The following is a 12,047-nucleotide window of genomic DNA, read 5'->3' on the forward strand; positions in this document are numbered from 1 at the left end:
CTCCATCCTAATCTATGGTCTGACGTGCGTAATATTATGGTCGACATTCAATTGTGTCGGCCACCGTCCAGAGATGAGGCGTGCCGTGAGCGACGTTCCCTTCCAGTCCGCCGTGGAGCAGTCACGCGCGCTGGCGGCGGGTGAGATCTCGAGCCGGGAGCTGGTCGAGCTCTATCTCGATCGGATCGCCACCCACAACCCCGCACTGAACGCGGTGGTGACCCTCGATCCCGAGCGTGCCCGTCGCGAGGCCGGGGAAGCGGACGCCGCGCGGGCGGCGGGGCGGGACCTCGGTCCGCTGCACGGTGTGCCGATCACGGTCAAGGACAGCTTCGAGACAGCCGGGATGCGCACCGTCTGCGGGCGCAGGGATCTCAAGGACTACGTCCCCGACCAGGACGCCGAGGCGGTTAGGCGGCTGCGTTCGGCCGGTGCCGTGATCATGGGGAAGAGCAACATGCCGCCGGGCAACCAGGACGTCCAGGCCGACAACCCGGTGTTCGGTCCCTCCTCCAACCCGTGGGACACCACCCGCACTTCGGGCGGGTCCGCCGGAGGCGGCGCCGTCGCGACCGCGGCGGGTCTCACGGCCTTCGACTTCGGCTCGGAGATCGGCGGATCGACCAGGATCCCGTCCCACTTCAACGGCCTGTACGGGCACAAGTCGACCTGGCGGTTGATTTCGCTGATCGGCCACGTTCCCGGTGGCCCGGGCACAGGACGATGGACGAACCCCGACATGGCCTGCGGTGGCGCGCAGGTCCGCGACGCCCGTGACCTCGTCCCGATCCTGCGGGCAACGACCGGAACGGCCGACTACGACGGAGGCTTCAGCTACCGGGCTTCATTCGCAGTGCTTCGGCCTTCAGGCCGGGGATGAAGCGAATCTGATGACAGCGGCGCGGAGCGCCGCCGCATCCGCTCCGGCGGAGCCGGACAATGCGCGCCCCACCCGTGGCGCGGAGCGCCGCGAGGGCTGCTCCCGGCGGAGCCACATCACGAAAGTGCAGTGCCGCCCGGTTCTGATCTTCCGCATGTCGGCCATGACGCAGGTATGTATCGTGATGGTCATGCAGCTCCGGTACGCCTTCAGGCTGTACCCGGACATCGTCCAACGCAGCGCGCTGGCCAGGGCGTTCGGGTGTGCCCGGGTGGTGTTCAACGACGCGGTGCGCGCCCGCGAGGACGCCCGCGCGGAGGGAGAGCCGTTCCCGACGGCCGGTGAGCTGTCCAGGAAGCTGATCACCGAGGCGAAACAGACACCTGAGCGGTCCTGGCTGGGCGAGGTCTCCGCTGTCGTGCTCCAGCAGTCGTTGCGGGACGCGGAGGCCGCCTACAGGAACTTCTTCGCCTCCCTCAAAGGGGCCCGCAAGGGTCCGAAGATGGGTGCGCCGCGGTTCAAGTCCCGCAAGGACAGCCGTCAGTCGCTCCGCTTCACCGCCAACGCCCGCTGGTCGATCACCGATTCCGGGCGGCTGAACCTTCCCAAGGTCGGGGCGGTGAAGGTGAAGTGGTCCCGCACCCTGCCCGCCAGGCCTTCCTCCGTCACCGTGATCAAGGACGCGGCCGGACGGTACTTCGCCTCCTTCGTCATCGACACCGACCCGCACACCGACGCGCACTGGATGCCCGACACCGACCAGACGACCGGCATCGACCTGGGCCTCACCCACTTCGCCGTCCTCTCCAACGGCACGAAGATCGATTCCCCGCGGTTCCTGCGCCGCGCGGAGAAACAACTCAAGAAGGCCCAGCGGGAGCTGTCCCGCAAAGAAAAAGGATCGAAGAACCGGGAGAAAGCCCGCCTCAGGGTCGCCCGCGCGCACGCACAAGTGGCCGACGCCCGCCGTGAGTTCCACCACCAGCTCTCCACGAAGCTGATCCGCGACAACCAAGCGATCGGCGTGGAAGACCTGGCGGTCAAAGCACTGGCACGCACCAGGCTGGCGAAGAGTGTGCACGACGCGGGCTGGACACAGTTCGTGCACATGCTGGAATACAAGGCGGTTCGGTACGGGCGGACCCTGGTGAAGATCGGCCGGTACGAGCCGACCAGCCAGACCTGCTCCACCTGCGGGGCCAAGGACGGGCCCAAGCCCCTGCACATCAGGACCTGGACCTGTGCCGTCTGTGGTGCGGTCCACGACCGGGACCACAATGCCGCGAAGAACGTGAAAACGGCCGCCGGACTGGCGGTCACAGCCTGTGGAGCGCAGGTAAGACCAGGACTCGTCCCGGCACAGCGCAGCGAAGCAGGAAGCCACGGATTCCCGTCCGAAACCTGTGCCGCGTAGCGGCGCAGCAACGGAAGAGAAGGCCAGAATCCCCGGGCTTCAGCCCGAGGAGCAAGTCAACCGCAGCGCACCGCGATCGTCTTCGGCGACGACCGCGTCACCTACGCCGCCCTCGACGCCGCGGCCAACCAGGTCGCCAACCTGCTCGTCGCGCGCGGCGTCCGGCCAGGTGACAAGGTCGCGCTGTCCTGCCCCAACCTGTCGCACTTCTCCAGCATCTACTTCGGCATCCTCAAGGCCGGAGGCGCGGTCGTGCCACTGAACATGCTGCTGAAGGCCCGCGAGGTCGCCTACCACCTCACCGACTCCGACGCGAAGGCGTACTTCGCGTTCGCGGGAACGCCGGAGCTGCCGATCGGACAGGCCGCCTGGGAGGGGTTCCGGGCGAGCGCGGACTGCACCGAGTTCTTCCTGATCGGGAATGGCGGCGCGCCGTGGTCCGGGGACGGACGCCGGAGTCGTACGCCTCGGCCGTGGCCGACCAGCCCGTGACGTTCCGGACGGTCGACCGCGACGAGGACGACCCCGCGGTGGTCCTCTACACCTCCGGCACCCCGGCCCCCTGGCGAGGTCGAGAAGGACGTCAGGTCGCCAAGGGGGCCGGCTGAACCGCGACGTGTCGTCGAGCCGCGTCCGCGAAGACCTCGAAGAGACGACTGACCGCCGCGCTGTCACCACCTGTCGTGAGGCGGCCGGAGCTGACGGCGGCGGACGGCATCTCACTGCCGAGGGACAGCTCGATGAAGGTTCCCGCGTCGCAGACGATCGTCGAGGCAGACGACGCGGGGGACGGTCCGGACCGGACCTGGAGGACTCCGTCGCGGACGGACATGGAGAACCTCTCGCCGGCATCGACGTCGCACTCAAGAGCGAGGCCGGCCAGGCGACCGGGATCCGCCGCCTCGGTCATGCACAGCGCCACCATGTCAGGACGGGCGGTCGAGGAGTCGACACCACCGCTCATCAGGCCCAGGCCCCACAGGCCGAGTCCGATGATCGGGGTCCGCAGCCCTTCGCCGAACTCGGTCAGGGCGTACTCGGGTGCCGGCTCGGCCTTGGCGACGACGCCGATCGTGTGCAGCGTGCGCAGCCGGTCGGTGAGGCGATTCGGACCGATTGACGGCATGCGACCGAGGATCTCGGTGAACCGCTTCGGGCCCAGCAACAGCTCGCGGACGATGAGTACGGTCCACCGCTCGCCCAGCACATCCTTCGCCGTGGCGACGGGGCAGGCCTACCCGTATCTGCGTACCGCTCCCATGCGTTCCACTCTACTGACCTGTACCGACCGGTCAACGGGAGGGCCAGGGCGTTCCCTTCGCCTTGGCCCTCGTGCGACGGCTGCTACCTGACCCCGCGATCTTCGAGCTTGCCGAGCAGTGCGCGTACCTTGAGATCGTCGGCCAGACGCGCGTCGATCGCCGGGTTGATCATCCCTCGCAGGACGGACAGCGGTGTCCAGCGGGCCGGCCGGAGACCGGAGCACGCGGGGTGAACGGTGCTCGATGGCATGCGCGATGGCGTGAGCGGCCTGGTCCGGTGCGAGGCGCTTGAGCAGCGGTCGCGGCGTCGTCCTGGCCAGGAGCTTGCCGATCGTCGGGTCTTCGTCGACACCGTTTCTGATCATGTCTGTCTGGATCAGCGAGAAGTAGACCGTGGTGGCAGAAGCACCGTGCGGGGCGAGTTCCACGCGGAGTCCGCGTCCGAGCTGCTCGACCGCGGCCATGCTCATGGCGTAGGGAATTGCCCCCATGCCGTTGAGGAAGGCGAACATCGAACTGATCGGCACGACCTGACCCTGGTTGGCGACGATCTACTTCATCGCCGCGTTCACGGTGTTGACGGCACCGTTGACGTTGACGGCCAGCACTTTGTCGACAGCGGGCGCGGGCATGGTGCGCAGGGTGGAGCCACGGCCCATGATCCCGGCGTTCGCGATCACGACGTCGACCCGCCCGAACCGCTCGCAGATGTGGGCCACGGCGGCATCCCCACGCGCCCCTTCGCCACCGCGGCCAGGCCGTCAGACGGTGCTCAGGGGGTGCGGTCGGCGCGACGGAGAACGGGGCGCAGGTCCTCGATGACGGCGGGGTCGTCCACCGTGGAGGGGATGGGTTCGTCGTGGCCGTCGGCGATGCCCCGCATCGTCTTGCGCAGGATCTTTCCCGAGCGGGTCTTGGGCAGGGCGGCCACGACCGCGACCTCCTTGAGGGAGGCGACGGCGCCGATGCGCTCGCGTACGAGCTGGACGAGTTCGGCCTCCACCTCGCTCGGCTCGCGTGTGCTGCCGGCTTTGAGGACGACGAAACCGCGCGGTACCTGTCCCTTCAGGGTGTCGGCGACGCCGATGACGGCACATTCGGCGACGTCGGGATGGGCGGCCAGGGCCTCTTCCATGCTGCCGGTGGACAGACGGTGGCCGGCGACGTTGATGACGTCGTCGGTGCGTCCCATGACGAAGACGTAGCCGTCGTCGTCGATGTGACCGCTGTCGCCGGTGAGGTAGTAGCCGTCGTAGGCGGACAGATAGGAGGCGACGTAGCGGTCGTCGTCGTTCCAGAGGGTGGGGAGCGCGCCGGGTGGCAGGGGGAGCCTCACGACGATCGCCCCGTCGGTGCCCGGGGGCGCCGGCTCGCCCGAGGCGTCGAGGACACGGACGTCCCAGCCGGGCAGCGGGCGGGTGGGGGAGCCGGGTTTGAGGGGAGCGGCCTCGATGCCCACGGGGTTGGCGACGATGGGCCAGCCGGTCTCGGTCTGCCACCAGTGGTCGATGACCGGGACGCCGAGGAGCGCGCCCGCCCAGTGGTAGGTCTCCGGGTCGAGACGCTCGCCGGCGAGGAAGAGATAGCGCAGGCCGGAGAGGTCGTACCCGGTACTGAGGACGCCCTTCGGGTCCTCCTTGCGGATGGCCCGGAAGGCGGTGGGGGCCGTGAACATGGTCTTCACGCCGTACTCGGCGGCGACCCGCCAGAACTGGCCCGCGTCCGGGGTGCCGACCGGCTTGCCCTCGTACAGGACCGTCGTCGCGCCGGCCAGCAGAGGCGCGTAGACGATGTACGAGTGCCCGACGACCCAGCCGACGTCGGAGCCGGTGAACATCGTCTCGCCCGGTCCCACGTCGTAGACGGCCCTCATAGACCAGTGCAGGGCGACCGCGTAGCCGCCGCAGTCACGCACGACTCCCTTGGGCTTCCCGGTAGTTCCGGACGTGTAGAGGATGTAGAGCGGATCGGTCGCGGCGACGGCAACGCAGTCGGCCGGCGGCGCGGCGGCGACCAGCTCGTTCCAGTCGAGATCGTCGGGTCCCAACTCGGCCGGTTCCTGCGGGCGTTGCAGGATCACGCTCTTCTCCGGCTTGTGGGCGGCGAGTTCGATCGCCCGGTCGAGCAGGGGCTTGTACGCGATGACGCGCTTGCCCTCGATGCCGCAGGAGGCGGAGACGACCACCTTGGGGGCCGCGTCGTCGATGCGCAGGGCGAGTTCGCGCGGCGCGAACCCGCCGAAGACGACCGAGTGGACCGCGCCGATACGTGCACAGGCCAGCATCGCGACGACGGCCTCGGGGACCATTGGCATGTAGATCACCACACGGTCGCCGTGTCCCGCACCGAGCTGCGTGAGCGCCCCGGCGAACGCCGCCACCTCGTCCGTCAGCTGCGCGTAGGTGTACGTGCGGCGGGTGTCGGTCACGGGGGAGTCGTAGACGAGCGCGGGTTGTCCGCCGCGGCCGGCTTCCACGTGCCGGTCGAGCGCGTTGAAGCAGACGTTGAGCCGTCCGTCGGGAAACCAGCGGTAGAACGGCGCGCCCGAGGAGTCCAGGGCTCGGCGCGGAGGGACATCCCAGTCGATGCCCTCCGCCGCCTTCAGCCAGAAGCTCTCCGGGTCTTCGGTGCTGGCGCGGAAGACATCCTCGTACGTTCCCATCGCACACTCCTTTGTGGCTTCGGGGTCTGCTGCCTTGAGGTCGGACGACGGCGGCAGCGTACAGAGCGGTGTGGGACACGACTACCGCGTGTCACCGAGCGGTTCTGCCGATCAGGCGCCGAGGTGCTTGCGGAGCCACTGCCCCATCACCCCGATCGCCTCGTCCACCTCGGGCACGCGGCCCGCGCCCAGGACGAACGAGTGCTGTCCCTCGGGCACCGCGTGGACCTCGGAGGTGACCTTGAAGTCGGCGAGCCGGCGCCCGAGTTCGGCACCGTCGTCGGCGAGGGTCTCGTACGCGCCGTAGTAGACGATCGTGGGCGGCAATCCCGTCAGGTCGGCGTTGGCGATGCTGACCTGCGGGTCGGCGAAGTCCAGTGTGGGGTCCTGCAGCCAGGCCCCTCGGAAGAGTTCGAGGGTGGCGCGGCTGAGCATCTTGTCGTTGTCCTCGTTCTCGTCGACCGACGCGTTCTGGATGGTGAGGTCGGTCCACGGCGAGACGCTGACGATCGCGCCCGGCGTCGCCTCGCCCTTCGCGAGCAGACGCAGCGGCAGCAGCACCGCGAGGGTGCCGCCGATCGAGTGGCCCGTGCTGCCGATGTTCCGCGGCTCGTAGCCCTGGGAGAGCAGCCACCGGTAGGCGGTCTCCGCGTCGTCGAGCTGCGCGGGGTGGGGGTGCTCGGGCGCCAGACGGAAGTCCACGACGAGGGAACGGGCGCCGGCGGCCTTCGCGATGTGGCCGGCGGCCTTGCGGTCGGAGTGCATCGACGCGGTGACGGATCCGCCGAAGTGGAAGTGGAGCAGCGCCTTGTCGGGGTCGGCACCCTCGGGGATGGCCCACAGGGCGGGGACCCCGCCCGCGTCGACCTCGGCGTAGGTGACGCCTTCCGGTTCGGTCGACGCCTTGTGGTTCGAGTCGACGATGTCGCGGATCACGGCCAGGTCGAGGCCGGGCGTCGACGACTTCGCGCTCACGCTCTCGAGGAAGTCCGCGAACTGCTGTGCCTCGGGGCTTGCTCCCATGGTGGTGCTCCTTCACAGGTCGCTGCCACGCCCGCTTTTGCGTGGAGCCGGGTTGATGTACCGGTCATGACGTTACTGGCTGAGGCTGAGTATAAGAAAGTAAACTCAGGTGGAGATGGCTCTGCCGTCACCGCACCGGAAACACCCTGACGTTCACTCCGCAGGCCGGCATCGCCTTCTCCAACTCCAGCGTGGCGCTGGTGCACGGCATGAGCCGCCCGCCACCGACGGCGACAGCGACGCCTTGGCCGCCGACCGGCTCGTGGAGGCGCTCCGAGCCCTGTGCAAGGATCTTGAGGTGCCCACACCTCAAGCCCACGGCATCGACAAGGATGAGTGGTTCGGCCTGTTGCCCCTCATGGCCGAGCAGGCGCTCGCGTCCGCATCCCCCGCCAACGACCCCGTCGTACCCACCGTGGACGAGATCCAGGATCTCTACGCGCAGAGCCACGCCTGACAGGCGACGAGTGAGGAAAACCCCCATGGCCATGACAGCCAGGTCACGCGGACGGCGAGTTGACGACCGATGACTGAAACCGCTGCCGCCGACATCCTCGCCGACGTCCACCGGGGCGTCGGCCGGATCCTTCTGAACCGGCCCAAGGCGCTCAACGCCCTGACGACAGACATGGTCGTCGCCATCGACCGCGTGCTCGCCGGTTGGGAGCACACTCCGCTGTCCGCTGTGGTGCTCGCCAGTACCAGCACGAAGGCGTTCTGCGCCGGCGGAGACATCCGCACGATCCGCGAGCACAGCCTCGCCGGCGATGCCGAGGCCAGCGAGCGGTTCTTCGCCTCCGAGTACCGGCTCAACGCCCGCATCGCCGAATATCCCGTGCCGGTCGTGTCGCTCATCGACGGGGTGTGCATGGGCGGCGGCCTCGGCCTGTCCATCCACGGCGCCTTCCGCGTCGTCACCGAGCGCGCGGTGCTGGCGATGCCCGAGACCGCGATCGGGTTCTTCCCGGACATCGGGGCCAGCTACTTCTTGCCGAGGCTGCCCGGTGCGATCGGGATGTACCTGGGACTGACGGGGCACCGGCTCGACGCGGCCGACGCCCTGTACACGGGGCTGGCCACGCACTTCGTCCCCTCAGGCGGGCTCGATGCGGTGGGGGAGGCCCTGGCCGACAGCCCCGGTGACCCGGTGGACCTGGTCCTGAACCGCCTCTCCGGCCCGTCCCCGGTGGCGGCCAGCAAGCTGGCGGAGGCGCGCGCGGACGTGGACCGGGCGTTCGGCGCGCCCAGCCTCGGCGAGATCGAGAAACGCCTGCGCCACCTCGACACCCCTTGGGCGGCAGCCGCGTCGGCCGCTCTGGAGTCCGCCTCGCCGCAGAGCCTGGAGATCACTCACGCCCTGCTGGCGCGGGGCAGGCAGCAGACGCTGCGCGAGTGCCTCGACACGGAACTGGCCCTCGCACGCACGACCATCCGGACGCCGGACTTCGTGGAGGGCGTCCGCGCGGCCCTGGTCGACAGGGACCGCACGCCCCGCTGGCAACGTGCGTCGCTCGGCGAAGGGCCGCTGCCGTCCTGAGCAGGTCCGCCGTGTGCAGGACGCTGCCGCGCGCGGGGGCCGATCGTGCAGGAGGGGCGCGCTTCGACGAGACGTGAGCGCGCCCCCGCCGACCAGGTTGTCAGGGAAGCGGGAGCGGATGGCGCTGTCGGTCGGGTGTACGGGGCTCAGGAGTGGTCGGGCACCATCGAGACCACGACCTTGCCTGCCTTGGTGCGGCCCTGCTCGACATGGGCCATCGCTTGGAGCGTCTGGTCGAACGGGAAGGTGCTGTCGATGACTGGGCGGAGCTTTCCGCTGTCGTAGAGGGCGGCGAGTTTGCGCAGCTGGGAGCCGTTGGCCCGCATGAAGAAGGGCTCGTAGCGCACGCCCAGCGCCTTCGCCTGCTTACGCACCTTGCGGCTGAGGATGTTCATGACGACCCCCAGGAACGAGGGGGCGCCGAGCTGCTTGCCGAAGGCGGCGTCGGGCGGGCCGACGACACTGATCGCCATGCCGCCGGGCTTCAGCACGGTCAGTGACTTCTCGAGGCTCGCCGCGCCCAGGGAGTCCAGTACCAGGTCGTAGCCGGACAGCACCTGCGAGAAGTCTTCCTTGGTGTAGTCGACGACGACGTCGGCGCCGAGGCTCCTGACCAACTTCTCGGATTCGGTGTTCGCGGTGGTCGCCACCGTGGCGCCGAGGTGTTTGGCGAGCTGGATGACCGTTGAGCCGAGTCCGCCGGCACCGGCGTGGACGAGCACCTTCTGTCCCGGCTTCACATTGGCGCGCTCGACGAGAATCTGCCAGGCGGACAAGGCCACCAGCGGCACCGCGGCCGCCTCTTGGAGAGTGAGCGAGGCCGGCTTGGGCGCGACATCGTCCATGTCGATCGCGATGAACTCCGCGAAGGCTCCGATTCGCAGGTCGCGCGGACGGGCGTAGACCTCGTCGCCGACTTCGAGACCGTGTACGGCGGAGCCGACGCGCGTCACGACACCGGCCACGTCATGGCCGAGCACGAACGGGCGCTTGTACTTCAGGAGCTGCTTGAACTCCCCGTCGCGGACCATCTTGTCCAGCGGGTTGATGCTGGCGGCGCTCACCCTGACCAGGACGTCACGGTCCCCGACGGTGGGCTCGGGTACCTCCGCGGCGCGTATGCCGTCCTTGCCGTACTTCTCGACGATGAATGCCTTCATGTCGGCCGCCCTTGTCTGTGGGGTGTTCCGGTGGTCGATGCGATTCTTCGCGCAGGTCCCCCTCGCGCCCGTTTTCGCGTGCGGCTGGGTTGATGTGCTGCTGGCTACGACGTTACTAGCTGAGTATAGAAAAGTAAACTCAGACGGATAAGGGTCGCCCCATATGGCCATCACGGACAAACGTTGGGGCCTGCCCGGGGAGTACGTCCTTACCGATGCGCGGAAACCAACGCCCTACAGGGGCCCAACAGCCCCTTGATCAAAGGGTGTTGGGCCCCAGTCGTCGCACAGGCCGTGTTCAGGATGCGGGTCGCGACTCCTGTGGCGCGGTGAGGGCTTTGTGGGTCGACTCCAGGATCTTCTCCGACAGCTCTGTGCCCGCCGTGGCCCGGGCCAGCAGGATCGCGCCGACCAGCGTGGCCACCATGGGAAGGCCGTCGTTGACGTCGGCGGACATCCACCCGGCGAATTCCTCGACTCCGGCCGCGTACGTTTCGCGAACCTCGCCGGCTGTGGGCTCGCGCGCCACGTCCCCGGCGAATCCCGCGGTGGGGCAACCGGTGCCTGGCTGGTCGCGGTGCTCGGCCGAGAGGTAGAAGTCGAGGAGGGCGCCGCGTGCGGTGTCGTGATCGCCGTGGGCCGCGTCGAACGACGCCAGGAGTGCGTCGAGGTCCCCGAAAGCGGCCTGGGCCGCCTCGGCGATCAGGGCCTCCTTGGAGGGGAACTGCTTGTAGAAGCCGCCCGTGGTCAGCCCGATGGACTTCATCAGATCGGCGACGCTGATGCCGTTCACGCCGCGCTCCCGGAAGAGCTGGGAGGCCGCGGCGACCGCGCGCCTGCGGTTCTCGAGTGCTTGTGCTTGCGAAACGCGACTCATCAGTCACCTACCACGTTAGATAGTGAAGCACATCTATCATATGCGAAGTGTGGCGGAGCCTGTTCGGCGCCTTTCGTGACAGGTGGGCCCTGTCTACGTGGGCGGCTTGCGTCGCGCTCGGCGTGTCCGCGCGCCCGTTCCGACGGCAGTACGCGAAACCGTCCGCGGCAGCCGCGTGTTCGAGGAGTCTCCATCCGCCGACCCCGGAGGCTGTTGACGGGACGCTTTTAGATACCTATCGTAATCTAAAGCAGGGCCGGTGCTTCGGCCCACCTCATCCGTCACAAGAAATGAGATCCAACCCATGACCACGCAGAACAAGACCGCCGTCGTCACCGGCGCGTCCGCCGGCCTGGGTACGGCCTACGCGCAGCGGCTTGCCGACCGGGGCTACGACCTGATCCTGGTGGCCCGGAACGCCGGGCGGCTGGAGAAGCTGGCGGCGGACATCCGCGGCCGCACCGGCCGTGCGGTGGACGTCATCGCCGCCGACCTCACCGATGCGGCGCAGATCTCCGTGGTCGAGGAGCGTCTGCGGACCGACGAAAGCATCGAGGTCCTGATCAACAACGCCGGCGGGGGGTTGTTCACGCCGTTGGCAGTCTCCGACGCGGCGGCCTCCGAGGCGCTGATCAATCTGAACGTGACCTCGCTGACCAGGCTGACCACCGCGGTCCTGCCGGGCCTGACGGGTCGCGGCCGCGGCACCGTGGTGAACATCTCCTCTGCCCTGGCTCTCAACATCCTGCCCGTCAGCGCCGTCTACAGCGGCACCAAGAGCTACGTGCTGACATTCACTCAGGCCCTGCAGCAGGAACTCGCCGAGAGTCCCGTCGTCGTGCAGGCCGTGCTGCCGGGTGCCGTGCGCACGGAGTTCTGGGACGGCTCCGGCGCCGACCTCGAGGCGTTCCCCGACGAGTGGATCATGAGCGCGGAGGACACCGTCGACGCGGCGCTCGCCGGCCTCGACGCCGGGGAGCCCGTCACCATCCCGTCGCTGCCGGAGATCAGCGACTGGGAATCGTTCGAGAAGGCGCGCCAGGCGCTCGTCCCGAACCTCTCGCTGAAGGTCCCGGCCGCTCGCTACCGCGGCTGACAATCGCGGCAACTCCGTTGCGGGCGTGGCTTTGTGGCGCCCGCACGGCAGAGGCCGCACACGACCCAAGGGTTCTACGGCGTCCAGGCCGGCACTGCAATGGCGGCGGCCGTGTGCCCGCCAAGCGCGGCGCAGC

Annotated in this window: 14 protein-coding genes and 1 pseudogene; 7 read left to right on the forward strand and 8 right to left on the reverse strand. The window is 68.7% G+C overall.

The features are described from left to right. Positions 1–85 precede the first annotated feature (85 nt). The 4 genes from QF037_RS44315 to QF037_RS44330 all read left to right on the forward strand — a co-directional run bounded on the left by QF037_RS44315 (position 86) and on the right by QF037_RS44330 (position 2,902). A complete protein-coding gene (locus QF037_RS44315) occupies positions 86–880 on the forward strand; it encodes an amidase family protein (protein WP_307035400.1) in 795 nt (264 codons plus the stop codon). A 190-nt stretch (positions 881–1,070) separates the two neighbouring features. Next, entirely contained in the window at positions 1,071–2,294 is a 1,224-nt protein-coding gene (locus QF037_RS44320) for an RNA-guided endonuclease InsQ/TnpB family protein (protein WP_307037694.1), read from the forward strand. Positions 2,295–2,369: 75 nt separating this feature from the next. Then, positions 2,370–2,786, forward strand: a complete 417-nt coding sequence (locus tag QF037_RS44325; RefSeq protein ID WP_307037696.1) for an AMP-binding protein — start codon at positions 2,370–2,372, stop codon at positions 2,784–2,786. After that, entirely contained in the window at positions 2,768–2,902 is a 135-nt protein-coding gene (locus QF037_RS44330) for a hypothetical protein (RefSeq protein ID WP_307035402.1), read from the forward strand. The genes QF037_RS44325 and QF037_RS44330 overlap by 19 nt, the downstream gene beginning before the upstream one ends. Here QF037_RS44330 and QF037_RS44335 read toward each other — a convergent pair. The 6 genes and pseudogenes from QF037_RS44335 to QF037_RS44355 form a co-directional block, all read right to left on the reverse strand. Then, positions 2,878–3,501: a winged helix-turn-helix transcriptional regulator gene (locus tag QF037_RS44335; protein WP_307035404.1), complete on the reverse strand. Its 624-nt coding sequence runs from the start codon at positions 3,499–3,501 to the stop codon at positions 2,878–2,880. The genes QF037_RS44330 and QF037_RS44335 overlap by 25 nt on opposite strands. A 137-nt stretch (positions 3,502–3,638) precedes the next feature. Continuing rightward, positions 3,639–3,806, reverse strand: coding sequence for a hypothetical protein (locus QF037_RS44340; protein WP_307035406.1), 168 nt, complete (start codon positions 3,804–3,806; stop codon positions 3,639–3,641). Positions 3,807–3,921: 115 nt separating this feature from the next. Beyond that, a pseudogene (locus tag QF037_RS51160) lies at positions 3,922–4,107 on the reverse strand (SDR family NAD(P)-dependent oxidoreductase); the annotation flags it as partial. Continuing rightward, a complete protein-coding gene (locus QF037_RS44345) occupies positions 4,108–4,275 on the reverse strand; it encodes an SDR family NAD(P)-dependent oxidoreductase (protein ID WP_307035408.1) in 168 nt (55 codons plus the stop codon). It abuts the pseudogene before it with no gap. Positions 4,276–4,328: 53 nt separating this feature from the next. Further along, positions 4,329–6,218, reverse strand: coding sequence for a propionyl-CoA synthetase (locus QF037_RS44350; protein ID WP_307035410.1), 1,890 nt, complete (start codon positions 6,216–6,218; stop codon positions 4,329–4,331). 111 nt (positions 6,219–6,329) lie between these two features. Then, a complete protein-coding gene (locus QF037_RS44355; protein WP_307035412.1) occupies positions 6,330–7,241 on the reverse strand; it encodes an alpha/beta hydrolase fold domain-containing protein in 912 nt (303 codons plus the stop codon). A gap of 298 nt (positions 7,242–7,539) precedes the next feature. Here QF037_RS44355 and QF037_RS51525 point away from each other — a divergent pair, with 298 nt between their 5' ends. Together QF037_RS51525 and QF037_RS44365 are read left to right on the forward strand one after the other, a co-directional pair. After that, on the forward strand, positions 7,540–7,698 hold the full coding sequence (locus QF037_RS51525) for a hypothetical protein (RefSeq protein WP_444972123.1): 159 nt from the start codon (positions 7,540–7,542) through the stop codon (positions 7,696–7,698). A gap of 69 nt (positions 7,699–7,767) precedes the next feature. Then, a complete protein-coding gene (locus QF037_RS44365) occupies positions 7,768–8,778 on the forward strand; it encodes an enoyl-CoA hydratase/isomerase family protein (RefSeq protein ID WP_307035415.1) in 1,011 nt (336 codons plus the stop codon). A 146-nt stretch (positions 8,779–8,924) separates the two neighbouring features. On the opposite strand, the gene QF037_RS44370 is transcribed toward QF037_RS44365, so the two are convergent. Both QF037_RS44370 and QF037_RS44375 read right to left on the reverse strand, forming a co-directional pair. Continuing rightward, entirely contained in the window at positions 8,925–9,938 is a 1,014-nt protein-coding gene (locus QF037_RS44370; RefSeq protein WP_307035417.1) for an NADP-dependent oxidoreductase, read from the reverse strand. Between the two features lie 298 nt (positions 9,939–10,236). Further along, positions 10,237–10,815, reverse strand: a complete 579-nt coding sequence (locus QF037_RS44375; protein ID WP_307035419.1) for a TetR/AcrR family transcriptional regulator — start codon at positions 10,813–10,815, stop codon at positions 10,237–10,239. A gap of 304 nt (positions 10,816–11,119) precedes the next feature. Between QF037_RS44375 and QF037_RS44380 the strand changes: the two genes are divergently transcribed. Beyond that, the gene (locus tag QF037_RS44380) at positions 11,120–11,911 is read left to right on the forward strand and encodes an SDR family NAD(P)-dependent oxidoreductase (protein WP_307035421.1); all 792 of its coding nucleotides are present in this window, start codon (positions 11,120–11,122) and stop codon (positions 11,909–11,911) included. Positions 11,912–12,047: the final 136 nt, after the last annotated feature.

Origin of the sequence: Streptomyces canus (assembly GCF_030815415.1) — a bacterium.
Taxonomy (GTDB): Bacteria; Actinomycetota; Actinomycetes; order Streptomycetales; family Streptomycetaceae; genus Streptomyces; species Streptomyces canus_F.